Origin of the sequence: Pseudomonas trivialis, assembly GCF_001439805.1 — a bacterium.
Lineage (GTDB): Bacteria > Pseudomonadota > Gammaproteobacteria > Pseudomonadales > Pseudomonadaceae > Aquipseudomonas > Aquipseudomonas trivialis.
In genome coordinates, this window is record NZ_JYLK01000007.1 from 65,994 (window position 1) to 92,276 (window position 26,283).

Annotated in this window: 25 protein-coding genes and 2 tRNA genes; 7 read left to right on the plus strand and 20 right to left on the minus strand. The window is 55.1% G+C overall.

Going from position 1 to position 26,283, the window contains the following annotated elements; translation table 11 throughout:
* Window positions 1-5: 5 nt before the first annotated feature.
* From gspF to TU79_RS12495, 3 genes are all read right to left on the minus strand, one after another.
* The gene (gene gspF, locus TU79_RS12485) at window positions 6-1,208 is read right to left on the minus strand and encodes a type II secretion system inner membrane protein GspF (protein ID WP_057008265.1); all 1,203 of its coding nucleotides are present in this window, start codon (window positions 1,206-1,208) and stop codon (window positions 6-8) included.
* Window positions 1,205-2,935, minus strand: coding sequence for a type II secretion system ATPase GspE (gene gspE / locus TU79_RS12490; RefSeq protein WP_057008266.1), 1,731 nt, complete (start codon window positions 2,933-2,935; stop codon window positions 1,205-1,207). Before gspE ends, gspF begins: the two co-directional genes overlap by 4 nt.
* A 63-nt stretch (window positions 2,936-2,998) precedes the next feature.
* On the minus strand, window positions 2,999-3,220 hold the full coding sequence (locus TU79_RS12495) for a hypothetical protein (protein WP_057008267.1): 222 nt from the start codon (window positions 3,218-3,220) through the stop codon (window positions 2,999-3,001).
* A gap of 509 nt (window positions 3,221-3,729) precedes the next feature.
* On the opposite strand from TU79_RS12495, the gene TU79_RS12500 reads away from it, so the two are divergent.
* Complete coding sequence (locus tag TU79_RS12500; RefSeq protein ID WP_057008268.1) at window positions 3,730-6,486, plus strand: beta-glucosidase; 2,757 nt, start codon at window positions 3,730-3,732, stop codon at window positions 6,484-6,486.
* 20 nt (window positions 6,487-6,506) lie between these two features.
* Here TU79_RS12500 and TU79_RS12505 read toward each other — a convergent pair whose 3' ends face one another.
* The 3 genes from TU79_RS12505 to TU79_RS12515 all read right to left on the minus strand — a co-directional run bounded on the left by TU79_RS12505 (window position 6,507) and on the right by TU79_RS12515 (window position 9,224).
* Window positions 6,507-7,133 (minus strand): TetR/AcrR family transcriptional regulator, encoded by a 627-nt coding sequence (locus TU79_RS12505; protein WP_057008269.1) that lies wholly within the window; start codon window positions 7,131-7,133, stop codon window positions 6,507-6,509.
* A gap of 102 nt (window positions 7,134-7,235) precedes the next feature.
* Window positions 7,236-8,246, minus strand: a complete 1,011-nt coding sequence (locus TU79_RS12510) for a membrane dipeptidase (RefSeq protein ID WP_231986795.1) — start codon at window positions 8,244-8,246, stop codon at window positions 7,236-7,238.
* 30 nt (window positions 8,247-8,276) lie between these two features.
* Window positions 8,277-9,224 carry an ornithine cyclodeaminase family protein gene (locus TU79_RS12515; RefSeq protein WP_057008270.1) on the minus strand — a complete coding sequence of 316 codons (948 nt, stop codon included), beginning with the start codon at window positions 9,222-9,224 and terminating at the stop codon, window positions 8,277-8,279.
* 186 nt (window positions 9,225-9,410) lie between these two features.
* On the opposite strand from TU79_RS12515, the gene TU79_RS12520 reads away from it, so the two are divergent.
* The gene (locus TU79_RS12520) at window positions 9,411-10,034 is read left to right on the plus strand and encodes a helix-turn-helix transcriptional regulator (RefSeq protein ID WP_057008271.1); all 624 of its coding nucleotides are present in this window, start codon (window positions 9,411-9,413) and stop codon (window positions 10,032-10,034) included.
* A gap of 34 nt (window positions 10,035-10,068) precedes the next feature.
* On the opposite strand, the gene TU79_RS12525 is transcribed toward TU79_RS12520, so the two are convergent.
* Window positions 10,069-11,004 carry a DMT family transporter gene (locus tag TU79_RS12525; protein WP_057008272.1) on the minus strand — a complete coding sequence of 312 codons (936 nt, stop codon included), beginning with the start codon at window positions 11,002-11,004 and terminating at the stop codon, window positions 10,069-10,071.
* Between the two features lie 81 nt (window positions 11,005-11,085).
* Here TU79_RS12525 and TU79_RS12530 point away from each other — a divergent pair, with 81 nt between their 5' ends.
* On the plus strand, window positions 11,086-12,096 hold the full coding sequence (locus TU79_RS12530) for a LysR substrate-binding domain-containing protein (protein WP_231986793.1): 1,011 nt from the start codon (window positions 11,086-11,088) through the stop codon (window positions 12,094-12,096).
* A 280-nt stretch (window positions 12,097-12,376) separates the two neighbouring features.
* Here the strand turns inward: TU79_RS12530 and TU79_RS12535 are convergent.
* Both TU79_RS12535 and TU79_RS12540 read right to left on the minus strand, forming a co-directional pair.
* A tRNA-Asp gene (locus TU79_RS12535) sits at window positions 12,377-12,453 on the minus strand.
* 19 nt (window positions 12,454-12,472) lie between these two features.
* Window positions 12,473-12,548: transfer RNA gene (locus TU79_RS12540), tRNA-Val, on the minus strand.
* Between the two features lie 440 nt (window positions 12,549-12,988).
* Here TU79_RS12540 and TU79_RS26915 point away from each other — a divergent pair.
* Together TU79_RS26915 and TU79_RS12545 are read left to right on the plus strand one after the other, a co-directional pair.
* Window positions 12,989-13,477, plus strand: a complete 489-nt coding sequence (locus tag TU79_RS26915; protein WP_414896171.1) for a hypothetical protein — start codon at window positions 12,989-12,991, stop codon at window positions 13,475-13,477.
* A 30-nt stretch (window positions 13,478-13,507) separates the two neighbouring features.
* Window positions 13,508-14,932, plus strand: a complete 1,425-nt coding sequence (locus TU79_RS12545; RefSeq protein WP_428839032.1) for a methyl-accepting chemotaxis protein — start codon at window positions 13,508-13,510, stop codon at window positions 14,930-14,932.
* A gap of 334 nt (window positions 14,933-15,266) precedes the next feature.
* On the opposite strand, the gene TU79_RS12550 is transcribed toward TU79_RS12545, so the two are convergent.
* Together TU79_RS12550 and TU79_RS12555 are read right to left on the minus strand one after the other, a co-directional pair.
* On the minus strand, window positions 15,267-15,647 hold the full coding sequence (locus TU79_RS12550; RefSeq protein WP_057008273.1) for a Rid family detoxifying hydrolase: 381 nt from the start codon (window positions 15,645-15,647) through the stop codon (window positions 15,267-15,269).
* A 170-nt stretch (window positions 15,648-15,817) separates the two neighbouring features.
* Window positions 15,818-16,522 carry an SDR family oxidoreductase gene (locus TU79_RS12555; RefSeq protein WP_057008274.1) on the minus strand — a complete coding sequence of 235 codons (705 nt, stop codon included), beginning with the start codon at window positions 16,520-16,522 and terminating at the stop codon, window positions 15,818-15,820.
* A gap of 103 nt (window positions 16,523-16,625) precedes the next feature.
* Here TU79_RS12555 and TU79_RS12560 point away from each other — a divergent pair, with 103 nt between their 5' ends.
* The gene (locus TU79_RS12560; protein ID WP_057008275.1) at window positions 16,626-17,546 is read left to right on the plus strand and encodes a LysR substrate-binding domain-containing protein; all 921 of its coding nucleotides are present in this window, start codon (window positions 16,626-16,628) and stop codon (window positions 17,544-17,546) included.
* A gap of 102 nt (window positions 17,547-17,648) precedes the next feature.
* Here TU79_RS12560 and TU79_RS12565 read toward each other — a convergent pair whose 3' ends face one another.
* The 4 genes from TU79_RS12565 to TU79_RS12575 form a co-directional block, all read right to left on the minus strand.
* Window positions 17,649-18,485, minus strand: coding sequence for a substrate-binding periplasmic protein (locus tag TU79_RS12565; RefSeq protein WP_057008276.1), 837 nt, complete (start codon window positions 18,483-18,485; stop codon window positions 17,649-17,651).
* A 70-nt stretch (window positions 18,486-18,555) separates the two neighbouring features.
* Window positions 18,556-18,900 carry a cupin domain-containing protein gene (locus TU79_RS12570; RefSeq protein WP_082638481.1) on the minus strand — a complete coding sequence of 115 codons (345 nt, stop codon included), beginning with the start codon at window positions 18,898-18,900 and terminating at the stop codon, window positions 18,556-18,558.
* 57 nt (window positions 18,901-18,957) lie between these two features.
* Window positions 18,958-20,046: an FAD-binding oxidoreductase gene (locus TU79_RS25285; protein ID WP_069665361.1), complete on the minus strand. Its 1,089-nt coding sequence runs from the start codon at window positions 20,044-20,046 to the stop codon at window positions 18,958-18,960.
* Entirely contained in the window at window positions 20,036-21,289 is a 1,254-nt protein-coding gene (locus TU79_RS12575; protein ID WP_057008278.1) for an aromatic ring-hydroxylating oxygenase subunit alpha, read from the minus strand. Before TU79_RS12575 ends, TU79_RS25285 begins: the two co-directional genes overlap by 11 nt.
* Before the next feature lie 148 nt (window positions 21,290-21,437).
* Here TU79_RS12575 and TU79_RS12580 point away from each other — a divergent pair, with 148 nt between their 5' ends.
* Window positions 21,438-22,349 (plus strand): LysR family transcriptional regulator, encoded by a 912-nt coding sequence (locus TU79_RS12580; RefSeq protein ID WP_057008279.1) that lies wholly within the window; start codon window positions 21,438-21,440, stop codon window positions 22,347-22,349.
* A gap of 28 nt (window positions 22,350-22,377) precedes the next feature.
* On the opposite strand, the gene TU79_RS12585 is transcribed toward TU79_RS12580, so the two are convergent.
* Genes TU79_RS12585 through TU79_RS12605 form a run of 5 tightly spaced genes read right to left on the minus strand, consistent with a single transcriptional unit; the run spans window position 22,378 to window position 26,030 of the window.
* On the minus strand, window positions 22,378-23,004 hold the full coding sequence (locus tag TU79_RS12585) for a TetR/AcrR family transcriptional regulator (RefSeq protein WP_082638483.1): 627 nt from the start codon (window positions 23,002-23,004) through the stop codon (window positions 22,378-22,380).
* 30 nt (window positions 23,005-23,034) lie between these two features.
* A complete protein-coding gene (locus tag TU79_RS12590; RefSeq protein WP_057008281.1) occupies window positions 23,035-23,868 on the minus strand; it encodes a substrate-binding periplasmic protein in 834 nt (277 codons plus the stop codon).
* A gap of 52 nt (window positions 23,869-23,920) precedes the next feature.
* Window positions 23,921-24,583, minus strand: coding sequence for an amino acid ABC transporter permease (locus tag TU79_RS12595; RefSeq protein ID WP_057008282.1), 663 nt, complete (start codon window positions 24,581-24,583; stop codon window positions 23,921-23,923).
* Entirely contained in the window at window positions 24,580-25,221 is a 642-nt protein-coding gene (locus tag TU79_RS12600; RefSeq protein WP_057008283.1) for an amino acid ABC transporter permease, read from the minus strand. The genes TU79_RS12595 and TU79_RS12600 overlap by 4 nt, the downstream gene beginning before the upstream one ends.
* Window positions 25,221-26,030, minus strand: a complete 810-nt coding sequence (locus TU79_RS12605) for an amino acid ABC transporter ATP-binding protein (RefSeq protein WP_057008284.1) — start codon at window positions 26,028-26,030, stop codon at window positions 25,221-25,223. The genes TU79_RS12600 and TU79_RS12605 overlap by 1 nt, the downstream gene beginning before the upstream one ends.
* Window positions 26,031-26,283: the final 253 nt, after the last annotated feature.

Here is a 26,283-nt window from a genome sequence, read left to right on the forward strand (position 1 = left end):
AGGGTTCATATATTGCTGGTCAGGCTCATCAGCGGCAGCATGATCGCCAGCATAATCACCGCCACCAGCACCGCCATGACCACGGTCAGGGACGGCACCAGGGCGGCCAGCAGGCGGTCGATGCCGCGTTTGGCCTCCACGTCGAACACGTCGGCGACCTTGAGCAGCATGCTGTCGAGTTCGCCGGCCTGTTCGCCGACTTCAATCATTTGCAGGGCCAGGTCGGGCAGCAGCGGCTGCGCGCCAAAGGCGCTGGCCAGGGTGCCGCCGCCCTTGACCGAATCGGCGGCGTCGGCGACCTGGGCCTGCAGCGCACGGTTGGTGCAGACCTGCCGCGCAATCACCAGCGCTTGCAGCAGCGCCACGCCATTGCTGAGCAAGGTGCCAAGGGTACGCGTCAAGCGAGCCGCCTCGACGCGTTGCAGCAGCGGGCCGATCACGCGGATGCCGAGCAGGCGCCGGTCGTAACGCTCACGCCGCTGCGGGTCGCGCAGGCGCGCGGCGAGCGTCCAGCAGGCGACGATCAGGCCCGCCAGCACGGCCAGCCCGTACGCACCCAGAAACTGCCCGAGGCCGAGGATCACTTCAGTGATCAACGGGATCGGCACGCCCAGGTCTTTGAAGATCGGCACGAATTGCGGCACCACGTACGCCAGCAGAAGGGCCAGCGAACCGAGCACGCCGACCACCAGAAACGCGGGATAGATCAGCGCGTTGATCACTTCCCCTCTCAACAGTTGGCTGCGCTCCAGGTAATCACTGAGCTGACGCAGGGTATTTTCCAGGGCGCCACCGGCCTCGCCGGCGCGCACCATGCTCAGGTACAGCGGCGAGAACTGGCTGCCCTCCTCCTCCAGTGCTTTGGATAACGGCTGGCCGGCCTTGACGTGTTCGCGAATGCGCTCGATCAGCGCGCGGGTCTGCGGCTGGCCAGGCTGTTTGAGCAGGATGCCCAGGGAACGTTCCAGGGGTTGCCCGGCGCCGAGCAGGGTTGCCAGTTGCTGGGTGAAACTGACCAGCGCCGCGCCGTTCAACTGACCACGGCCGAAGGCCTTGCGCAGGCCCTGGGCACCGGCCACATCGATGTGCAACAACAGCAGGCCGCGCTTGTGCAGCGCGGCGACGGCGGCGTCCTGGTCCCTGGCTTCCAGGGTGCCGTTTTGCGGCTGGCCCTGGCTGTCGAGGGCGCGGTATTTGAACAGGCTCACGCGCCGTCTCCACGGGTGACGCGCAGCACTTCTTCCAGCGAGGTGACACCCGCCACGGCCTGGCGCAGGCCCTCTTCATGCAAGGTGCGCAGGCCGCCACGGCGGGCGGCCTGTTCGAGGGTGGCGGCGTCGGCCTGGCGCATCAGCAGGCTGCGCAGTTCGTCGTTCATCACCAGCAATTCGGTGATCGCGCTGCGCCCGTGATAGCCGCCGCCCGGCGCGTCGGCGCGGGGGCGATAAAGCAGGATCGGGCGTTGTTCGGTAAAGCGGTCCAGGCCGTGTTCGGCGATCAGTTCCGGCGGCGCTTCGAAGGCTTCACGCGTGGCCGGGTCGAGACGGCGCACCAGGCGCTGGGCGAGGATGCCATTGACTGTCGAGGCGATCAGGTAGCTTTCGACGCCCATGTCCAACAGGCGCGTGATACTCGCCGCCGCACTGTTGGTGTGCAGGGTCGAGAGCACCAGGTGGCCGGTCAGCGAAGACTGGATGGCGATGCGGCAGGTTTCGAGGTCGCGGATTTCACCGATCATGATCACGTCCGGGTCCTGCCGCACGATAGAGCGCAACGCGCCGGCAAAGTCGAGGCCGATGGCGGGTTTGACCTGGATCTGGTTGATGCCTTCGAGCTGGTATTCCACCGGGTCTTCAACGGTGATGATCTTGCGCTCGGCGGTGTTGAGCCGTGACAGCGCGGTGTACAGCGTGGTGGTCTTGCCCGAGCCGGTGGGGCCGGTGACCAGCAGGATGCCGTGGGGGCGCTCCAGCACTTCAAGGAAGGTTTCCAATCGCTGGCCGTCGAAGCCCAGGCTCTGGAAATCGAACTGCACGGTCTGGCGGTCGAGCAGGCGCATCACCACCGACTCGCCAAAACTGGTGGGCACGGTGGACACCCGCAAGTCGAGTTCCTTGCCCTGGATGCGCAGCATGATGCGGCCATCCTGGGGCAGGCGCCGCTCGGCGATGTCCAGCCGCGCCATGATCTTTACCCGCGAAATCACCGCCGCCGACGAGCTGGACGGCGGCGCTTCGGCTTCGTGCAGCACGCCATCGATGCGGTAGCGCACCTTGAGCTGGTTTTCGAAGGGTTCGATATGGATGTCGGAGGCGCGATGTTCCACCGCGCGTTGCAGGATCAGGTTGACCAGGCGAATCACCGGCGCTTCGGAGGCCATGTCCTTGAGGTGTTCGATGTCTTCCAGCGTGCCGCCCTGCTCGTCGAGGTTTTCGATCAGGGTGCCCATGGCCGAGCGGCCCTGGCCATAGTACCGCTCGATCAGGGTTTCGACCTCATTGCGCGGGCCCACCGCCAGCCACACCGGTACGCCGCAGGCATAGGCCATGGCCTGGAACGGGTAGGCCTGCGCGGGGTTGGCGGCCAGCACGCGCAAACCGCCCTGGCTCCAGCCCACGGGCACCACCTGGTAATGGCGCATGAAGCGCTCGGTCAGGGCCGGCAGTGGGTCGAGCAACGGCGGTGCGGCATCGGCCAGCACCAGCGGTGCGCCGAGCAGGTCGGCCCAGGCGCGGGCCAGTTCTATTTCCGAGACCAGCCCGAGGCGGGTGAGCAGGCCGAGCAATTCGGTGTCGTCGGATTCCTGGGACAGGCGCCGGGCGCGCTCCAGGTCAACGGTTTTCAACCCGGCCTGCTGCATCAGCCACGCGCATACCTGGTCGGTATCCGGAATGTGTATCTGGCAGGCATTGAGGGGTGTTGACGGGCTGGGCATGGGCGACTGTCTGAGAGGAATAGTTTGCAGGAGCCAGGAGCTCGCTCCTGCAAAGGGTTGCGCTTAGTTGGACGTTTTCGGCGTGCCCGAACTGTTCTGCGGGCGGCCGCCCTTGGTGGTTTCGGCCTTCTGTTTTTTCGCTGCCTTGGCGTCGTGGGCCTGGGTCAGCACGGTGGAATCGGTGGCGCCGGACTTGGCGTCGGCATCGGTGGATTCAGCAGCCATGGCCGCGCCACTCAGTGCAACGCCCAGCACAACACCGGCACTCAACAGGGAAATCTTCATCAACTTTCTCCAGATCAACAACAGCGATTAGCTCGAGTGGCGTCTTGAACTCGCTCAAGACCCTACACCAAAGCCGTGTATATGACAGCCTGTTTAGGGCATGGCCTTTTAGAACTATTGGACAGAGCCATTAGTTCGCCACCCCGGCTGACATTTTCTTAAACCAATCGACCAGTAGGTTTAGTATTGGTTCCAAAACGTAATGAAATATTTCTTATTTCGCGCAAAAAATAGCTTTTGTTTGACTTATTACCGCAAGAATTGCCTTAATTATCGGGTTTTTGCGATTCAAAATGCCATCGCATGATATCGCATAGACACTATTTATAAGAATAACTCATACATTTTTAACACTCTTAAAACAGTGAAATTCGCCAAATAATTGCAATTAGCCATCGGCTAAAAATTGCGTTAATGGCCAACTATTGCCTGTGAAAAAGTGACGAGCGTGTGCGCTGGAACACACTTGCTGCAGCGCCATGTTCAATAAACAGTGACTGGAGAGACCCATGAGTAAACGCAAGATGATCGGTGCGCAGTCGGCTTTTGCCCTGCTGGCACTGGCGGTATCCCAGGTGCACGCGGCGACCAGCCCGGCGCTGGATGAAGGCCGCGTGAGCCGCGCGGAAAAGGCCGCGGACAAGACCCTGGCCAAAATGACCATGGAAGAAAAACTCGCCTACATCGGCGGCACCGGTGGCTGGGACGTCAAGCCGTTGAGCCAGTACGGCATCCCGCAGATTCACGGCGCCGATGGCGGCGTGGGCGTGCGTTACACCAGCGAGGGCAATGCCCAGGGCGTGGTGTACCCGTCCGGCCCGAACCTGGCGGCCAGCTGGAACCCGCGCCGCGCCATCGACGTGGGTCGCGCCCTGGGCTACGACACCGCCAGCGGCGGTTACCAGTTCGTCACCGGCCCCGGCATGAACCTGTACCGCATGCCCTACAGCGGCCGTGCGTTCGAGTACCTGTCCGGTGAAGACCCGTTCCTCGGCGCCAGCCTCGGCCCGGCGCTGATCAATGGTATCCAGTCACGCGGGGTGTGGGCCAACGCCAAGCACTACGCGGCCAATGACCAGGAAAGCAACCGCTTCCACCTCAACGAAACCATCAGCGAGCGCGTGCTGCGCGAGATGACCCTGCCGCCTTTCGAGTCCGCCTCGAAGAACAGCAAGGTGGCGATGATGATGTGTGCGTTCCAGAAGGTGAACGGCGAGTTCGCCTGCGAAAACTCGCACCTGATCCACGACATCCTGAAAACCGAATGGGGCTATCCGGGCTTCGTCCAGAGCGACTACAACGCCGTGGTCAATGGCCTGCCCGCCGCACAGGCCGGCACCGACCTGGACATGATGGGCTACCAGATGAACAGCACGGTGCTCAAGCCGTTCCTGGACAGTGGCGAGCTAAGCAGCGCAACCATCGATGACAAGGTGCGCCGCATCCTCAAGCAGATCTACCTGTACAAATTCGACAGCAAGGCGCCGTTGACCAGCCACAACATGAACAGCGCCACCAGCAACCGCGTGGCGCTGAACGCCGCGCGCGAAGGTATTGTGCTGCTGAAGAACCAGAACAACCTGCTGCCGCTGGACGCGAAAAAGGTCAAGACCATCGCCGTGGTGGGCAACCTCGCCAAGTACGCACCGCCGACCGGTTTCGGCAGCGCGAACGTGATGGCGGCCAACTACGTCAGCGAACTGAGCGGCCTGCAGCAACTGGCACCGGGTGCCAAGGTCGAGTTCATCGACGGTCTGTCCCTGGACCCGAGCGCCTCGAACTGGACCCATCTGGACGGCAACGGCAACAGCGTCAAAGGCGTGAAGACCGAGTTCTTCAGCAACACCAACTGGTCCGGCGACCCGGCCGCCAGCCGCACCGATCAGCACGTTGACCTGGACTGGTCGACCGACAGCCTGCCGGTGAACGGCGATACGGCGGCGACGTCGATCCGCTACAGCGGCCAGATCACCCCGACCGTCAGCGGCGAACAGGTGTTCAAGATTCGCGCCGACGGTGCGGTACGCCTCTACGTCAACGGCAAGAAGGTGCTCGACAACGGCGACGGCAAGCCGCTGCCGAACAACAGCATCCCGCCGACCATCCCCGTGTTCGCCAAGGTCAACCTGGAAGCCGGCAAGCCGGTGGACATCAAGCTCGAGTACTCGCGCCGCAACGGCTACCTCTCGACCATGGGCGGCCTGGTGGGCGTGCAGATGAGCTGGGCATCGCTGGTTGCGCCGCAGGACCTGGCCAAGTACGACGCCGTGCTGGTAGCCGCCGGCAACAGCAGTGAATACGAAGGTGAAGGCTTCGACCACAGCTTCGACCTGCCGGAGTTCCAGGGTCAGCTGATCCAGAGCATCGCCAAGGTCAACCCGAACACCGTGGTGACCCTGCACGGCGGCACCGGGCTGAAAATGAGCGACTGGATCGACCAGGTGCCGGCCGCGCTGCATGCGTTCTACCCTGGCCAGAACGGCGGCCAGGCCCTGGCGGAAATCCTGCTGGGCAAGGTCAATCCGTCGGCCAAGCTGCCGATCAGTATTGAACGCAACATCGAAGACAACCCGATCTACGCGACCTTCCCCAAGTTCGACAACCAGGAAACCCTGGCCGAGATGAGCTACAAGGATGACCTGTTCGTCGGCTATCGCGGTTACGAGAAAAAAGGCATCAAGCCGCTCTACCCGTTCGGCTACGGCCTGTCGTACACCACCTTCGGCTACAGCAACATCAGTGTGACCCCTGGGGTCGCGGTGGCCGGCGCACCGGTCAAGGTGTCGTTCGACCTGGCCAACACCGGCAAGGTCGCCGGTGCCGAGGTGGCCGAGCTGTATGTGGGGCAGAACAATCCCAAGGTTGAACGCGCACCCAAAGAGCTCAAGGGCTACAAGAAAGTGTTCCTCAAGCCAGGCGAAAGCAAGCGCGTGACCATCGAGCTGAACGACCGCTCGCTGGCCTACTTTGACGAGGCCAGCAAGCAGTGGGTGGTGGATGCCGACAGCTTCAACCTGTCGGTGGGTGGGTCGTCCCAGGACATCCGTCTGAACGCCAAACTGGTCAACTCGTTCCGCCAGGAACTGTCGACCACCAGCAGCAACCCGTTGCCGCGTTCGGCGCTCAATTCGACGCTGCGTGAAGCGCCAAAGGTGAAAACCGGTGGCGTGCTCAAGCAGAACGAAAATACCGACAGCGACACCAGCGAAGGTGATGGCTACGACATGTCCGATGACAGCAGCCAGGGCAGCGCAGCCGGCAATTGATCGGCTGATTCAGGGATAGATCACGGTTCAGGGACGAACCTGATGGCTGCATCGACCCGCGCGATGTAAGTATCAAACCGCGCCACCAGATCCACCTGCTCGGGAAAGCGCAGCCATTGGATCTGCAGGCCGTCCATCATGGCCAGGATCTCTTCGGTCAGCCCGGCAAGGTCTACATCCCCGCGCACCTCCCCCATCGCCACCAGATCGGCAAACTGCCCATGCAGTCGCTGCTGAATGCCCGCATAACGTTCCTGGAACCAAGTCCAGGCGGGTTGAGTGTCGAGCAGATTTTCCGCATTCAAAATCGTGAAAGCCCGCACCACCCCCGGCGCACTGGCATTGGAGCGGTTGATCGCGCGCAGGCTGCCAAGCAATCCGGACAGCGACTTCTCCGCCCGCACCTCGTCGGCAATCCGCTGATTCACCTCGTCGCGGCGCTGCAATACGCCCATCAATAATGAAATCTTGCTGGGAAAGTGATGCAGCAGTCCGGCCACCGAGATGCCGGCAATCGCCGCCACCCGGGCCACGGATGCGCCGCTGTAGCCTTCCAGGGAAAACACCTGCAAGGCAGCGTCGAGCAGCGCTTCGCGGCGTTTTTCACCTTTGGGCGCGCGGCGGGTCTTGGGGGCGGGCTTGATCATGGGGACGTCCTTGTGGGCAGGCGTGCACCGTATCCAAATTGCGGGCGAGTCGCAAATAAAGCGCGAGGTGCCCAAACGCGAGCGCAATTAACGGGGTGCGATTCAAGTCTCAGCGTTCGACCCTGGCCAGGTTGCCTTTGCAATACGCATGAAATTATTGCCGTAGATCGCTTGGATATCCGCATCCGAATAACCCAAGCGCATCAACCGTTGTGCAACCTCACTCAGCGTCTCCGGCTGCAACTGAGCATGTCCGTTCATTTGGCCGTAGTGCTCAATCGGCCACCAGTCGCCCTCTTCTTCACCTTCTGGCAAATCTTTATGCTCAGGGTGCAGCTCGGTATCCAGACCGATACCAATATGGCGGGTCCCGACGCGCTCTGCCAGATAGTCGATCTGTCGAACGTAAGTGTCTACAGAAGCGGCCGGGTCGCCCAGGAATATGCCTAAGCCTGTCAGTCCGATCACTCCACCTTGCGCGGCACACGCGAATATTTGTTCGTCGTCGATGGTTCGCGGGTGGTCAAAAATCGCTTTTACGTTGGTGTGGGAAAAAATGGCGGGGAGCCGTGAAACTTCCATGATCTCAAGACTCGAGCGTTTGCTGGCGTGCGAACAATCAATCGTAATTCCCGCGGTATTAATACGCTGTACGATCTTGCGTCCCAGGGTGGTCAATCCGGTACCCGCCCCATGACAGCCGCCAGCGCAACTGTTGTCGCGGTTGTAGGCAAGCAACATTTGGCGAACCCCCAAGCTTGCGAATAGTTCCACCATCGCAGGGTCCTGCAGCAGCATGTTTGTACCTTCGAGGTCAAAGGAGACCGCGAGCTTTCGATGCTTTTGCGCCTGGTAGATATCGTCAGCGGTGGTCACCCGCACAAACTCTTCAGGGTGGTCGGCCAGCCAGCTTCTAAAACCTGCAATCGTTCGCATCACGGTTTCAAACGGGGTCATGTCCATGCCGACGTTGATCGACACATGATGAAAGCCGGCTTCCCGATACCTGTTCAGACGGGACATATCCTGCCCGGGAATCAATGGCAAGCACGCATGGGCCTCCCATTGAATCGCCGGGGTCTCAGTGACGCCCGATGGATCAAACTTCATCATTTAAACCCCGCCTGATAGCTTCGCTATCCACTAGTGCGCCAATGACGCCATGGCGCATTTTGCAATCTGAGCATCCTGTACGCCCAAGCCTGTAAGGTCTGCAACAGTAATCTGCGTGTCGTCCCGTCGTCCGATGGCGCGACCGCTCAATACGCTGCCAAGTACTAAAAGCCTGCCCTTGTCGATCAGCCCGGATTTGAGGGCCCCTGAAATTTCACCGAATTGGCAGCATTGTTCGATTGAGTCCACGACGATGACATCTGCACGTGCAACCAGGTGCGCATCCAGCTCCTGCTTGCCAGGGCTGTCTGCGCCAATCGCCGTGATGTGGGTCCCGGGGTTGACCCATTCATTGGCGATGATTGCCTCGCGCGAGGGTGTCGCAGTGATGATCAGGTTCGAGTGGGTCGCAACGTCCTTTGCATTTTGGGTGGCAGCAACATCAAAACCTAAAGCCTCGGCAAATTCACAGTATTGTTTCAAGCGTTGCCGGTTACGGCCATAAACCGTCAAGCGTCGGCATGCAGTAACGGGCATCAGCTGTTCCAGTTGCATGCGTGCCTGCTCGCCAGTACCGACTACACCAATGCCGCTCACCTGTGAAGGCGCCATAGCCCTCGCCACGATTTGCCCCGCCAGCGCTGTCCGCATCGAGGTCAGCCAGCCGCCATCGCGAAGCAAAGCGACGGGTTGCCCGGTCAAGGCCGAGAAAATCAGCGTCAACCCATCATTGCTGGAAAAACCCTTCGCGGGATTGTCGTAGAAACCGGCCGAGACCCTGACTGAAAATACCTCATCGCCTGACATCCAAGCCGACTTCACGCAGCAGTCACCGTTGCTGGCCGGGAACTGGAGGCTCTGAATCGGAGGTAACTGCACCCGTCCTTCAGCCTGGGCAATGAATCCTTGCGCAATCAGCGCAGCAGCGTCTCCTGGACACAAGGAAGTCATGATTTGCGCTCGGGTGTAGATATTCATCGATTGCTCCCTCGACGATTCAAAGACGGGCGTTGCGCGTACCCGACTGACTCGCGGCCACTCGCCGCCGTTAGCGGGGATATGGCGCTACAATCGGGCACTTCAGTGAAAGCGGGCATAAACATAACACAGAAACACATTTAGTATCCTGCTGACATTTCGTATTTCTTAAGGCGCGATTTTCCCGTGAATAAACACCTGGATAATTACATCAGCATCGCCCAGGCGATTGCGAAGCTCCTGGACCCGCACGCCGAGGTCATTATTCATGACCTGGCCTCGGGAAAAATTGCACATATCTTCAATGCATTTTCTCGGCGGCGGGTCGGCGACAGTTCGTTGACTGATATCAATGATGGCGCATCATTCGAGGGAGATGTTGCGGGGCCCTATAGAAAGGTGAATTTTGATCGCCGGCAGCTAAGGTCGGTCACAGCGGTGCTGCGCAATCCTGACGGAGTCCAGATCGGGCTCTTGTGCGTAAATTTTGATATCACTGTCATGAGCGGGATGGCAGAAATCGCTGCATCATTTTTAGGTCTTGAACAGACAGTTGAGAAGCCTCCGGGATTGTTTGCCACAGACTTTCAAGAGTCAGCGAACTCAATCATGGATGAATTCTTGAAGGCTCGCAGGGTGACATTGGCGTCGCTGACGTCAGAAGAAATGGTGGCATTGATTGGTGAAATGGATAAAGGCGGCGTCTTCGCGCTGCGCAATGCAACCAATTATATCTGCGGGCTGTTATCCCTATCACGGGCTACCGTATACAAGTATCTCAGGCGCTCCAGGGCAGCCACTGCTGATTAGTGCGAGTTCGCCCTGGGCGTATGACCAGGCTCGCTCAGCGTCTCAGATAACTTCTTTCTTCCTGATTCTGTACGCTTGCCTTGCTGAGATTCACTACCAGCAGGCCCACGATAGTGAGGCTTGCGCCCAGCAGAAATCCGAAACTCGTCTGTTCCCCAAGCCATAGATGCCCCATGAGTACGCCAAAGAGCGGACTCATGAAAGCCAGTACGCCAAGACGAGCAGCGAGGTAGCGACGGAGCATCCAGAACCAGATTAAATAGCTTGCGACTGACACAATCACTGTTTGAAAAATCAAGCTGGCCACGGCATTGGTTGAAAAGGTCACTGCGTTCTGGCCTGGCAGCAGGCTCACGGGCAACAAGAGGATAAACGCGCCCGCGAGCTGGTAGAACAGGGTCTGCGTTGGGGGTGCCTCACTGAGGCGGCTGGTGCGCACCGCTACCGTCGTGAATCCCCAGGCCGCACCTGCGCACAAACCCAGCAGATCGCCCAGCAGACTGTCGGTGATGGCCAGCTGAGTAGCGACCCCGTCACGCGGCATGAGAAAGGTGATGGCAATACCCGCGAACGCTAAAGACATGCCAAGCCATTGAAGCGCCCCCAGGCGCTCCTCCGGCAGGCGCAGATGCAGGCCGATGGCGGCGAATAACGGAGCGGTATAAAGAAAAACCGCCATATGCGAAGCACTCGTCCAGCGCAGTCCTTGCGCAACAAATAGAAATTCGGCGGCAAACAGAACGGCCACGACTAACCCGGAGCGGTACCAGACGCTTGGTAACCATTGCTCCCGCATGATCCATTTTCCTATCAGCCAGACCAGCAATGCCGCGACTCCGGAGCGAACGGCGACTTGCATGACAGGTGCAATGTCGTGCGCAACGGCTTTTATCGCCACTTGCTGTGCCCCCCATATAAGGCATAGCAGAATCATCACCGCCGTGGCGGCTCCGTCTACGGGCTTCCTCATTTATCGATACCTTTTGATGTGGACGGCCTGCGCTTTACCTCAGGTGCTTTATCGTCAAGGCAGGTGACTCGGATAATCGGCATGGGCTTTTCCCTGGAAGTTGGAATCTGTTGTTGGCCTGCGGCGAACGTCGATTGTGCGAAAGTACATAAGCCGCTACAAATCATGTGTTTTCAGTCTATAGAAGAGAAAAACTACGCCATGAGAGCTGATACGCCCCTTCGGGCCATCGCGTGCTTCGACGCGGTCATGCAAACGGGAAGCGTCAGTCTTGCAGCAAGCCAGTTGTTTGTGACGCCGGGAGCCGTAGGGCAACAAATTCGCAAGCTGGAAGGTTGGCTGGGAACGCCGCTGTTTGTGCGTAATGTGCGCAGGCTACGACCAACGGCTGAAGCTTTGAGCTATTGGGAACAGGTGAAGCCGGCGCTTCGCCAACTGGAGACCGCCAATCTCGCCGCCCGAGGCGTCAGGGACAGGCAGGTACGCTTAAGCCTGCCGCCGGCGTTCGCTAACGCCTGGTTCGCAATGCGGATGCCATTGTTCACGGCGCGTCATCCAGAAGTGCAACTGCACCTGAGCACCTCCACCGATACCGTGGATTTCAATGACGCTACCTGCGATTTGGCAGTGCGGCATTTCGATGGGCATGGCAGTGACGTTAACGCAGAACTGCTCTTGCCGGACGAGGTAAGGGTTTATTGCAGCCCGGCTTACCGCGACCGGCTCGGGTTGCATAGCCTTGATTGTTTGCCGGGAGCAACCTTGCTCTATACGACGTCTCATGCCCACTGGTCCCAATGGTTATCATCGGTCGCAATGTCTCCCGATAGCTTCTCCAGCGGTCTCAAATTTGATCAGTCCGAGCTGGCAATCGACGCGGCCCGACGCAATCAGGGTTTAGTACTCACCAGCCCTTGGCTGGTTGAGGAAGACGTACAACTGGGCCTCCTCGTCCCTGTCTTTGACTCCGCACTAAAGACGGGCAAGGGCTATTACCTGGTGCAGGCCAAAGATGTGGTGTTGGGTGAGGCAGCCCACTTATTGCGCCGGTGGCTTTGCGATGTCGCGCAGAGCGCTCGGGAAAATCGATAACTCAAGGGCGGCGCTTTTGTTTAGCGTGAACGGCAGCGGCCGCGCACGTGACGTTGCCAGACGCTTTCGCCAAGGCTCCCAAGGTGCAATCACGCATCGCAAATCCGCTAATACGCAATTGCTTGTCATGCCAATAGAAATGGAAATGGAAATGCCGGCGGTTTACTTGAAAACCGTGGCTGGAGAAGAGTTTCAGTGGAATTGAAAAACGAAAAAAGCGGCGCAAGGCCGCTGTTTCCGTGGCTTCCAGGCGCTGAATTGGCCTTGGTGGAAGCAAATATGGCGCAGCGGACGGGACTCGAACCCGCGACCCCCGGCGTGACAGGCCGGTATTCTAACCGACTGAACTACCGCTGCGCGTAACACATGAAGCGAATGGTGGGTGATGACGGGATCGAACCGCCGACCCTCTGCTTGTAAGGCAGATGCTCTCCCAGCTGAGCTAATCACCCTTCGTTTCGGTGTGGGCGCATCATACACCAAAAAATCGTAATGTCTTGATTTAAATGCACTTTATTTAAAAAAAATCAGCTCACGCCTGTTTGCCATATTTCGGGCAATAAAAAGCCCGCCATTAAGCGGGCTTTCAGTGGCGACCTGGCGTTCAGCGTTCCAGGTAACCGAATATGGCGCCGCGGACGGGATGATAACTCATCTCCCAACTCTTTGAAATTTTAAGTTTTTTATGACGTTGCCGTTCCTTGATGGACTCAATCGATGCAGCTTGATGCGCTGAACGGCGAGCGCATCGGCTCAATTATCCCTCGGCCTCAAGTGAGGGCTCCCGCGGTCGATACATAGCGAGTACGCATGGGTCACGCCCCTCAAAACAACACGTGCGACGCTACTGTTTTCCCCTTGCCAAAAACTATAAATACCTGTGGGTGAAGTCATGAATATCAAGCAAAAGCTGACCTGGGCGTTTGCGGCCATCGCGTGTGTGCCGGTTATTCTGGTAGCCGTGCTGGTCGTGCTGAATCTGCGGGAGGGGGCAGTGGACAACTTTCTCGACAGCAGCGGCCGCGAGATCCGCCAGATCGACAATGGCATGAAGCAGTTCTTTGACGGCATCAACCAGAACGTTGAGTATCTGGCCAAGAATCCCCAGGTCGTCGCGGCCAAGGGCCTGAAAAGCTACATGGGTGCCGACGCGGCCCAGATCTCTCTTCCTGAAAGCAATCAACAACTACTGGAAATCTTCGACAGCTTTGCCAAAACCCATCCGAACACCGCGTATTTATCCGTGGCGATGGATGATGGGGGCTACGCCGGTTGGCCTGACGACAAAACCTTGGCCAATTACGATCCACGCGTGCGGCCATGGTATAAAACCGCAATGAGCGCACCAAGCACCACCTCGCGTACAGCCGCCTACTATTGAGCACCCGCTGACGTGACGCTGATAGGCACCGTGCATACCATTACTGACGCAAACGCCAAAGTTGTGGGGGTAATGGGGCTCGATGTTTCGCTCAATCAACTGACCGAACTGGTCAAAAAGCTCAAGCTGGGCAACAGCGGCTACCTGATGCTGGTGGAAGGCAGCGGCAACGTGCTGGTGGACGCCAGCGATGCAAAGCATAATTTCAAGCCCCTGGCCGAGCTGGGTCCCAACTACGCCGAACTGGCCAAGCGCGGCGACGGCGTGACCCAGATCGACATCGACGGCGTGGCTTACATGGCTAACATGGTCAGTTCCAAAGACCTGGGCTGGCGCTTTATCGGCCTGATCAAGCGCGATGAAGTGATGGCCGATGCAACCCGCTTGACCTGGTTGATCGCTGCCATCGCCGCAGTCCTGGCAGTGGTGTTCGCCATTGTCGGCGCCAGTTTCGCCGGTGTGATCGTGCGCCCGATTCGCGGCGTGGCCGACGGCCTGCAAGAGATCGCCGAAGGTGAAGGCGACCTGACACGTCAGCTCAAGGTGCAAGGCAAGGACGAAACCGCCAGCCTGGCCGGCTGGTTCAACCAGTTCCTGAGTATGATATCCCAACTGGTACAGCGCATCGGTAGCGCCTCCTCAGACCTGCAGAGCGCCGCCGCCGATACCAGCGAAGTGGCCCACAACATGAACCAGGCCGCTGGTCGTCAACGCGCAGCGGTGGAGCTGGTGAGCACCGCGTTCAACGAAATGGTCGCCACCGCCAATGAAGTCGCACGCTCTTGCAGCGCCGCCGCCTTGAGCGCCGACGATGGCTACCGCGACGTGCACAATGGCCAGCAGCACATCGGTGAAGCCACCAGCAGCGTGCTCAAGCTCAGCGAAGACCTGCAGAAATCAACCCATACCATGCAGTTGCTAGAGCAGGACAGCCAGAACATCAACACCATCCTCGACACCATCCGTTCGATTGCCGAACAGACCAACCTGCTGGCGCTCAACGCAGCGATCGAGGCCGCACGCGCCGGTGACCAGGGCCGTGGCTTCGCGGTGGTCGCCGACGAAGTCCGCGCCCTCGCCCGCCGCACCGCCGACTCGACCGGCGAAATCGACAGCCTGCTCGGCAACCTCGCGCGCCGCACCCAGGAAGTGACGCAGCAAATGCAAGGCAGCCTGCAGGTCTCCCACACCAGCGTGGAACGCATCCAGCAGGCCCGCGACAGTTTCGACAAGATCCGCGGCTCGGTGGACTCGATCCGCGACCAGAATACCCAGATCGCCACAGCCGCTGAAGAGCAGCACCAGGTGGCCGAGGAGATCAACCGGCATATCGCGCAGATTCATGCCGATGCGCAACTGGTCGAAGAGTTTGCGCACACGGCGCAGACCGGCTCGGGTCGGTTGACGGATATTTCCGGGCAACTCAAAGGCCTGGTGGGCCGCTTCAAGTTCTGACCCCGTCCCGAAGCAGGCGGTGAGCCTTTCACCGCCTTTTTCCAGCGGTTTTTCCGGTATTCCCGAGGCGTGCAGCCGCCCCTTGGCGGCGCTGGCGAGTTTGAAGCGCAGGACTGCGTTATGCACGTTGCAACCGCGCACCTTGCGAAAATTCGACTCCTGCGATGCTGCCACGGTCGTAGACTTTACTACTGTTGAAGAGCAAGACGATGCGGTGCACGGCCTTAGGCTTTTCATTGATTTTGCCAGAAGGCCGGTGGGTGCAGATCAGGTTTGTAGAAACTGGATTCCACTGATTGGGCGCCACAGTTTAGGCTAGAACGTCAGCGTCGCTTTACTTCAGCACCATGATTGCATCAATCGACACAAGCGCATCCCTGGCTAATCCGGAAACGGCAATGGTTGAGCGGGCTGGGAAGGGAGCGTTAAAGTAGCGCGTCATGACTTCATTGACCGTGCCAAAGTTAGAGAGATCTGTGAGAAAGATACCCAGCCTTACGATATCCTTCATCGATCCGCCCGCAGCCATTGCGACGGCCGCCAAATTTTCAAATACCTGTACGACTTGCGCTTCAAAACCTTCAGCCAGAATCATTGTCTGTGGGTGCAAGGCAATTTGCCCAGTGAAATACACAGTGTCATTTACTTTCACTGCTTGCGAGTAAGTACCCATCGCAGCGGGGGCATTATCACTGTGTACTGCTGACTTGGACATGTTCAATTACTCAAGTAACACGTTAAATTCAAGGTGCAGCCCAGCGATAGGACACACTCGACATTATTGAACTTTTGGCAGAGATGACGCAGTGAGCCTTGATCCATCGGAATCACGCTCGCCTCACTGCGTTCCCAGGCCCGATTTCAACGAGCGCTCAACATTGAACATTAAACTGAGCGAGTAATGCCACCGTCTACGCGAAGGTTCTGCCCGGTGATGTAACCACCGCCTTCAGAAGCCAGAAAGCTGATAGTTGCAGCGATTTCCGCCGACTTGCCGTAGCGTTTCATCGGAATACGGCTACGGAACTCTTCCTTTTCGGGAAGGCTGTCAATAAAACCCGGCAGCACGTTGTTCATGCGAATATTTTCAGCCGCATATTTGTCGGCGAACAGCTTGGTGAATGCAGCCAAGCCCGCGCGGAATACACCAGACGTCGGGAACACCGGATCCGGCTCAAACGCTGCGAATGTAGAAATATTGATGATCACACCCGATTTTTGCTTCTGCATGATTGGGGTGACCAGACGAGTCGGGCGCACAACGTTCAGGAAATAGACGTCCATCCCCTTGTGCCAATCTTCATCGGTCAATTCCAAGACAGGCGCACGTGGACCATGGCCCGCGCTGTTAACCAGAACATCGATACGGCCCCACGTGGCAATCGTCAAGTCCACCAGGCGGGTGAGATCTTCATTCGATTGGTTAGAACCCGTAATGCCAATACCGCCTAACTCTTTCGCCAGTGCTTCACCTTTACCGGACGAAGACAGAATCGCTACTTTGAAGCCGTCCGCAGCAAGCCTGCGAGCGGCGTCTGCCCCCATCCCGCTACCGCCAGCCGTGATGATAGCTACTTTTTGAATTGACATAGCCTGTTCCTCGATTGATTAATAACCTGCTTGCTATGAGGCCAGAATCCCAACCTTCGCACCAACCACTTATGCACTCATAAGACAGTAGGAAAATTACAGGATGCTCGCCAAACATCATCGCCCTCTCATCGGTGTGCTCAATCACTTGGTCGCATTCGAGACCGCCGCTCGGCTTGGTAGTTTTCGCGCCGCTGCTGAAGAAATGTTTGTGACTCAAGGCGCTGTAGCGCAGCAGGTTAGAGCCCTGGAGGATAAGTTAGGCGTTGAGCTGTTCGACCGGCTGCCGCGCGGCCTGAAGCCGAATCAGCATGGTTTGGAATACGTCGCCAGGATCAGACTCGCATTGGGGATAATTGAAGATGCGACCGAAGACCTTCTGAATCGCGATGAGCTGAATTTGCCCAACCAAGTGTTGATCAGCACCACGCCTGCATTTGCCAGTCGATGGCTGATTCCCAAGCTCAGTCACCTTGCAGACCTCTACCCGGATGTTTCCTTGATGATCGACGCCTCGGACGTTACGAGACCTCTGAAGGGGAAAGGCCGTGTGGACATGGCCGTGCGTTGGGGCACACCACCGTTCAATAACGTTCATACCCGCTATCTTCTCTCCGGGCGCGCTTTCGTTGTGTGTTCACCGTCTCTAGCGGGAGCGTCTGAGTGGCGTCAGCCTGATGACCTCGCTGAAGTGCCGCACATATCCGACAGTCACAACAATTGGCAACGTTGGTATGCAACATACGGCGAGAACAAGACAAAAATAACAGGGCCGACCTTTTCGCAAACAAATCTGGCCCTGGAAGCAGCTGAGCAGGGAATGGGCGTTGCTCTCGTTCCAGGGTTGTTGGTGGAGAACTCACTCAAATCCGGCACGCTGATAAGAGTCTTGGGCGGCGAGTTCCAATTGGATACTGATGCTGGCTTTTACATTCTAACCGGCGAAGACTCAACACCCTCCCCCGCTGTAGCGAAGGTAGTCGATTGGCTGTTGAGTGAGGCTAATCAAGATTGCTTGCGTTAATACGTTCTTGCCCGTTTGAACACTTGAGCCCCTAATTGACAGCGAGGCTTTAAGTAAGACGCCGAACCAGAGGTTCGGCTATTAACACACATTAATAATACATTACTCGATCAAGCGTGGTTCACCCACCTCTGCGGCGCCTACATCAAGTCCAAACTTCGTTAAAATTTCGGCAATCTTGCCTGAACGACGAAACGCATCAATATTGGCGTTTAATGCGTCGCGGAGTCCAGTATTAGCCTTATCATGGGGCAACGTCGCTTGTCCCGCTTGAATAGTTGCTCGAACGCGCTCATCCGGTTCGGAAACTTTTATCAGAACGCCTGAATAAGCACCTTTCTTCTGAGCAGTGAGTCCAACCGCGTAACTGTCTGTGCCGACTTCAATTCTCCCTGCAGACAAATCTTGAGCCATTGCCACGGAGTTAGGATAAATTGTTAAGTTTGAGCCCACCACTTCCTGAAGGTTTTTTACCCACAATGATCCCTGTACAGTACCTACCTTCTTGTCTTTAATCTCTTCAATTTTTGTATAACCCGCCTTACTCAGAAGCGCCATCTGGTCAAGATACATGGGGGCGGAAAGACCCATGATTTTAGCCCGCTCTGCAGTCCTGTACCAGTCGCCGATGGCTACATCAGCCCTCTTAGTAACGACATACTGAATAGTCGCCGCAGGGTCCATCATAAGTGGCTCTACTTTAAGGCATTCCACCTCCGCAATGAGCTTGACGACCTCTGCGTCTACGCCCGTAAGAGCCTTGTTCGCTCCTGTATACGAATAGGGAGGAAACTCATATGCGGCCACTAACAAAACACCGGGTTTGATGGTTTCGAATTTGTGTGCGGGTTTACATTCATCGGCGTAAGCGCTAACGCCAGAAAGGGTTACGATCGATGAGATAGCTAGCATTGCGACGGTGCGAATGTTACGAATCATCAGGGCTTCCTCGCAGACTATACATTTATTTTAGTTTTGGCAGATTGTAATCAGGCTTTCATAACAACATTTATTGGTCACAGCGATAAACCAGTAAAACTACACAACCCTCTTGCGAGCCAGCAGTATGGAATGCTCCAACCGCACGCTGACAGTATTGCCCCGCGCTATAGACGTTTTCGTCGTCGTAGAGCGTCCCTTCGAGGATGAACACCTCTTCCAATTGATCGTGACAGTGAGATTCGGTGAAAGCACCCGGCTCGACCTTCATAAGCATCGTTCGCTCACCGGTTTTCTTATCTTCGAAGATGGGCTTTATTAAAAAACCGTTTAAATCCGTCGACTCCCAGTCATACGCAGGAAGATTAATTCGATGAGTACCAACTTTCTGTCTATCTAATGGTGTCATATTCATTTCCAACACCCTCTTACAGGGTTATTAAAAAGTTTATTTTATAGCACCGGACTCACGTCAGCGATCAACCACAAGATCGGACAGAGGTGTTGAGCAACAGGGAAGAAACATTCCAGCGTCAATCTCCCGCTGACGAATTCCGCCATTATGATTCATAGACACAGAACCGCTAATGAGTTTTGATTTGCAGGTTCCACACAAGCCATTAGAGCAAGAGGATGGGATCTTAATGCCTGACTTTTTAGCGGCGGCCAACACAGTCTGATCACACGCAACATCAATGGTGCGGGTTTGCTTGATAAATTCGACCCTGTACCCCGTTTCGGCCATCACCTCTTGAACAGGGTCAATAACGGGCAGCGGTATCGTATCCTGGAAGCTTTCTTCAATATAACGTGACCCAGGCACACCCATCCGAGCAGTTATGTCTCGTGCAGCAGACATGAACGGCCCAGGGCCGCAACACATAACCAGTCTTTGAGAAATATCCGGCACTGTAAGGGAGAGTAACTCTTGTGATATACGCCCAACAAAACCGGGCCAAGACTTCTCGTTGGATATCTCCTCAGGAATAAGAATAAGCCGAAGGGACTTAAGTTTCGTTGCGAGAATTGCCAGCTCATCTCGAAAAATAAAATCCTGAGGGCTTCTTGCTGCATGTACGAACGTCACCTCTGCCGTGGCAGAAAGATCAGCCAACTCTCTGACCATCGACATCATTGGTGTGATGCCGGAACCGGCTGAAAGGAACAGATATTTTTCGGTTTGATTTGCCGACTTAGTGAAACTTCCAAGTGGACCAAATCCTTTTACCACCGTATTCGGCATGAGATTTTCATGCATCCAGTTGGAAACGGCACCACCGGGGACGCGTTTCACAGTGACCGAGATAGCGTTAGGCCTCAACGGCGATGATGAAATACTATAACAGCGGCTCGTAAGCTCACGATTAACAGGCAAGTCGAACGCAAAATACTGACCCGCGCGAAATCGGAAAAACTTTCCGTCTAGAGAGACAAAGGTGAACGTTTTCACGTCGTGCGTTTCAGAATGCACGTCTATACAAACAAGATTTTCATCCGTTTCTTGATCCCAGTAATCGACCTGGACGCGCTCCATAGTCGAAAAGACAGGTTCAGTATCCATGGGCTTTCATCCGTTCCACATACCAGGTAGAGAAATTGTCCAATTGACGTTCCGTGAAATCCGAATAAACGCCTGGCTCATAGGCCGGGTCGTTAATTCCATCATGGGAGCGAGCAACCAATTTTGCATCTTGGTCGGTTGTCGCAATCCAAACGTTTGTCAATTTCTCTAAATCATAGTCGACGCCTTCTACGGCATCTTTATGAACGAGCCATTTCGTTCTAACCAACGTTTTACCTGGCGCCAAAGGGATTAACATGGACGTCACCGCATGATCACACATAAAGTGATTCCAGGAGTTGTGCCCCCAAAGATGCGTATCACCGAGATCTTTACGTGTAAGCATACCCATAAGTTTTGCCGATGCAGCGGTAGCGTCGGGAGTTTGTGATTCGCCGGCACCCGAAATAATCAGCCGCTGAGTTCTGAAATTTGTAGCATTCCCGGACAGTTGTTCTACAGCCGCTGATGGATAACCTTCCGCCTCCCAAGCCTTTGTCTGCTCTGCGTAGCGGATACCGTGCTGAATGGCGATTTCACGATCTTCGTCACTTAACACTGCGGGATCGTAGCCGAAATCAACCTCAAAAAAGGATACGCACAACTCAGGATGATTGGCAGAACAATGATAGCACTCGCGATTATTCTCGATTGTTAACTTCCAATTGCCCTCTTCGATTACATCCGTCTGGTAGGCTATCCTGGTATTTTTAATATCATAGGGACGCAGGCGCTCAGTCATCACCCGCTCCAGATTATCAATATCTGCGGGAGGATTATCAGAGAGACAGACATATATAAGCCCGCCAACAGACCTGAAATTTACAGGCTTTAGTGCCCTGCAAGACTTATCAAAATCAAGCCCCATATGGGGAGCATAGACCAACTCCCCGGTCAGCTCGTAAGTCCATTGATGATAGGGGCAAACCAACTTGGAAATTATGTGACTGCCTGGTTCAAGCAGCCTTGATCCTCGGTGACGGCATACGTTACGCACGACACGTATAGACTCGTCTTCATTCCGTAGAAGTATCAAGCTCGTGTTACCAATATCAATAACCGACACATCTCCTGGCTCGGGGACATCACACTCCAGGCCAACGTAAATCCAATGATTGTAAAAAAAAACCTCTAACTCCGCCTGAAAAACATCGCTCCGTGTGTACAACCCACCAGGTAGGGGTTGCCCCTTGATTCGCGATGCGACCAGCGATGAAATCTGCGGTTCGGGATTGATATTCATAACGTCACCAGGCTTATTGTTACTAACGATTCCGTGATGGTGATAATATTGCCCTGAACAACAAACCTTACAACCGCATAAATTATTACGTCACGCATAATAAAATATTATACATTCACCCCTGCATTTTGACCGGAGGCCCTGTCTGATGAGATTACTCAGAAATGTACCGTCGCTGACCGCGCTTGTCGCACTGGAGGCGGTAATTCGGCACAAAAGTTTTACCGAAGCGGCCCGCGAGCTCGGCGTTACCCAAGCTGCGGTCAGCAGGCAAATAGCCTGCCTGGAACAGGATTTAGGAGTGTCACTTTTTACCAGGGGGCATCGCTCCATCCAACCAACCAATGCTTGTGCAGCGCTGGGCGTCGCTTTGGCAGAAAATTTTTCAGGCATTACGGAGGCAGTTGAATCTATCCGCGCGACAGGTAAGGAGCAGGTAGTCACTATTGGTGCAACAGTGGCATTTTCGACTTTTTGGCTTCTTTCGAGATTGATTGAGTTTCGACGGCTGCACCCGGAAATACAACTCCGAGTTATTTCGCAAGACCCCAGGATTAACATGGAGTCCAGCAATGTGGATGTGCTGATTCGTTATGGCACCCCCCCCTTTGACGATGCAACAGTATTAGCCTCTTGTGGAGACACCATCGTTCCCGTTTGCTCGCCTGAGTATGCAACCAAGATCGCAGATAAAAATTTTTGGGAAATTGGAACCGACCTTATCGAGTATGATGCAGCAGATAGTTTGTGGTACAGCTGGCCAAAATGGTATACGCAGATGGGACTCAAAAAACCATCCGGTGAGCCATCGATGAAATTCAGCCATTACACTGAAACTATCGCAGCCGCAAAAGCAGGTCAAGGTGTAGCACTGGGTTGGGGGGTGCTGGTCAACACATTCATCCAGGATGGAAGCCTGGTTGTATTGTCTGAACGCACCTTGGTTCCGGATGGTCTATACAATATATTGGTACCTTTAAACTCTCCGAGAAATGGTGTGGGAGAACTCGCCGCCAACTGGCTTATCTCAGCACTGCAGGATTCGACTGACAATCAGTAACCTTGAAGATTTTTGGGCAAAACCAGATTCAAGCGTTTTGGCTGGCAGACTCGGTGACAAATCTTATCAAATGTGCCGTTAGTATTTTGTCGTGTAGATCCGCAGTTGACCACTGAAGCTGTCCAAAAATAAAGCCAACGACTATTCTTGATATATACGACAAACGCCCTGGCACAGACATTGAATACATCGGAGAAAGAATATCTTCCAGCAACAACAAATAACATTTCTGGAGATTACGTATATCCATTTGTCGCTTCACATCCAGGCTGACAACCTCCCTATAAAGCAGAATAAGCCCGCGCTCATCAACGCCTCTGAAAACATTGAATGACTGGAGGAATGCCTGAAATTTTTTTGCCGGGGTATCCTGTCTTTTAGTCGAACGCTTAGTCGTAGCGATCAGGCTGGAAAGCGTCAGCTCGAGAATTTCGTACAATAACTCTTGTTTGTTTTCAATGTGATTGTACAACGACCCCGCATTGACACCGACCTGTTTGGCCAAATCTCTCATACTGATGGACTGGAAACCATATTCGGAAAATAGTGCTATTGCAGCATCTATTATGCGATCGCGGGTGCCACCTTCGACATTCGAAAGGAGTGCTGGCATAGATATTGTAACTCCTGAAATTTTAACGGCACCAACCGCCATGTCAATTGGCGCCTGTCTGCATCGATCCTGTTACTCTATCAGGCGGGGCTCTCCTACCTCGGTAATAGACTCGTTCAACCCAAACGAGGTGACGATTTTCTTGATCTGACCGTTTTCGTGCATGGCCCGTATATTACCGGATAGCGCGCTGCCCAGTAGCTCATTAGACTTTGTATAAACAAATGCAACCTGGCCCGGCTGCATAGTTGCTTTGACCCTGTCATCAGCATCGGCAACAACAATCTTGTTGTTTCCATAGGCTCCTTTTTGCTGCGCGGCAATAGCCACTGCGAAGCTATCCGCTACTGCCTGAAGACGGTTTGATGCGAGATCTTGTGCTGCTGCAACTGCATTTGGATACAACACCAGGTTATCGCCAAGTATCTTTTTGAGATCGGCAACCCAAAGATTACCTTGCGCGGTACCTATTTTCTTACCCTTGAGATCCGAAATTTTTGCAATACCGTCAGCCGATATTATGCCCATTGCATCCAAATAAATCGGGGCTGACAAACCTAAAATCTTGTTACGTTCAGCTGTGCGGTACCAATCACCCATGCCAATGTCTACTCTTTTGGAGACCACTGACTGAATAACGGCAGAGGGGTCAACAACCGTCGTCTTTATTGTCAGACACTCATTTTTCGCTATAACTTTAAGAATCTCACCCTCTACACCACTTATATCGTTCCCCCCTTTGGGTATCGAGTAAGGCGGAAAAGCATAGGCCGCAACCGTTAACACTCCCGGCGTCAATGTTTCGAATTTATGCACCGGCACGCACTCTTCTGCGGCCTGAACGACACCGCCAGCAACAGCACCCGCGATCAAAGCACACTTGATTAGTTCAGATAAAACCTTCATGCCATGCTTTCCTTTATGCCAATTAAGTTCAACTTGCGGCAACACTAACCTATTAGGTTTGACTGCTCGCACCCAGCTTTTTTTCCAGCGAAGTCACAATGATCGTGGCAGGGATACATACAACCGCGTACATAATCCCGGCCAACGCAAGCACTGGCATATATTGAAACGTATTCGACCCAATCGCTGAAGCCCGACTCACAAGCTCTGGAAGAGCGATAGTAAAGCATAACGATGAGGCCTGAAACATAATGATTGAAAAGCCCAGCAACGACGGAATGGCAATGCGCAAGGCTTGAGGAACTATAATAAACCTGAGTGCGTCCAGCTTGTTAAGCCCAATAACATCAGCTGCTTCTCTCTGCCCACTTGCTACTGCTTCAAGTCCGCCCCTGATAATTTCACTCGTGTAGGCGCCAGTACAATAAGCCAACGCTAATGCCGCCGCAGTGAATGAGGAAAATGTAATGCCGGCGGAAGGAAGTCCATAGTAGAAATATTGTAATAATATCAATGCCGGTGCGCCGCGCCCCAGCTCTACCACGAATAAAAATATTAACCTGACAGCCTTGTTTGGCGCAGAGACACCGAGTGCAAAAACCAGCCCCAGTGGAATCCCCAACAACAGACAGACGCCGGTAACCTGCAAAGACAGAAAAAATCCCTGTAGAAGATCCGGAAACCATTCCCACCACAGACCAAGAAGTTCATTCATTTGGAAATCCTCGTGTTCAACGTCGCCCCGAGCCAACGCGAAAACAATGCGACAGGTACGCTTAGAAGCAAGTAAAGCAACGCTGCGGTGGTATAGACTTCGATCCCTTTGAACGTCTGCTGAGTGACTTGGTAGGCCACTGCGCTGATATCCGTGACACCAATAGTAGAGGCCACGGCTGAGTCCTTCAGCAGACTGATCGCGTACGTTGCAGCTGAAGGCACCACAATCCTGAGCATTTGAGGAAGAATGATATCAACGAACCGTTGCCTGGCATTGAGGTTCAGCACGTGTGCTGCTTCGTATTGCCCGACCGGCACAGCGCTGAGCGCTCCACGATACACTTCAGACATTTGCGCAGCCGTGATTATCCCAAGGCCCGTAACAGCGGCTGCAATCGGTGAAAGATTAAGTAAGCCACCACCCGCGCCAAAGAAGACGAAGAAGAGCCATACAATAGGCGGGATGGATCGGATAATTAAAACCAGCGAAGCCGTCGCAAAGGAAATGACCCTGAATGGCGACATTCTAAGCCAGCATATAGGGAAGCCAAGCAGACAGCCTATCGTAAATGAAAGTAGTGTGACGGCAATCGTCCAGGGGACACCGTCGAGCATTGCTTTGAATACGTCAAACATTACCTGTCCCTCACGGCCCGGAGAAACTGCACTACCCGCTCGTGTTGTGGATTACGCATCACCTCTCGGCTTATCCCTTGCTCAAGGATTCGCCCCTCCGCCATCACAACAACGCGGTCGGATACGGTTTCCGCGAAGTGCATTTCATGGGTGACCATGATCATCGACATGCCTTCGTTGGCGAGTTCTTTCATTACCGCAAGAACTTCCAGCCCGAGTTCTGGATCGAGAGCGGAAGTTGGCTCATCAAAAAGCATCAGCTCCGGCTCCAGAGCGAGCGCACGAGCGATGGCAATCCGCTGTTGCTGGCCACCTGAACACCGAGCCGGATACAGCTCGGCTTTATTGGCCAAGCCCACGCGGTCGAGCAGTTCTAAAGACTTTTTGTCGGCGTCTCGTTTTGAGCGTCCCATCGTACGTACCTGTGCAAGGCTAACGTTTTGAAGGACAGTAAGGTGAGGGAACAAGTTGAATGATTGAAAAACCATTCCGATTCGTCGTCGAAGCTTAACCAGGTCATTTCGCGATGAAGAACAGCCCGCCTCAATAGTAACTCCATCCATGCTGACGGACCCTGCCGTAGGCGGCGACAACTGATTAATGCAACGCAGCAGCGTACTTTTGCCTGATCCGCTGGGACCAATGATCGCGAGCACTTCACCTTTATGCATCTCAAGGCTAACGTCGTGCAGAACCTCATAAGGCCCGAAGCTCTTGTGGAGTCCTTTCAGGCTCAGGAAAGCCTGTTCTGTTTTTTGCACCTTAATAACCGAAGGTGCTGCGGTACTCACGGGGCTTACCGAACTCATCTTGTAATCCTCCAAATGCGCACTGACGCTATTTTGACTGCACAGGTCTCATCTTGCTGAGGACCACCGCTGAATCCGGTTTCAGACTCCATCTCCGGCTGGATGATGTAGTCATTGTGCCTTGTGTCTGTTGTGTCGGTTGCGCGCACTCTATTTATAAATTATTCGAGTGTTTTTTGCGCAACCCACCGGTCGTGGGCAGGAAGACAAAGACTGAATTGAATTAACTCGTTTATCGGATATCTCGGCATGT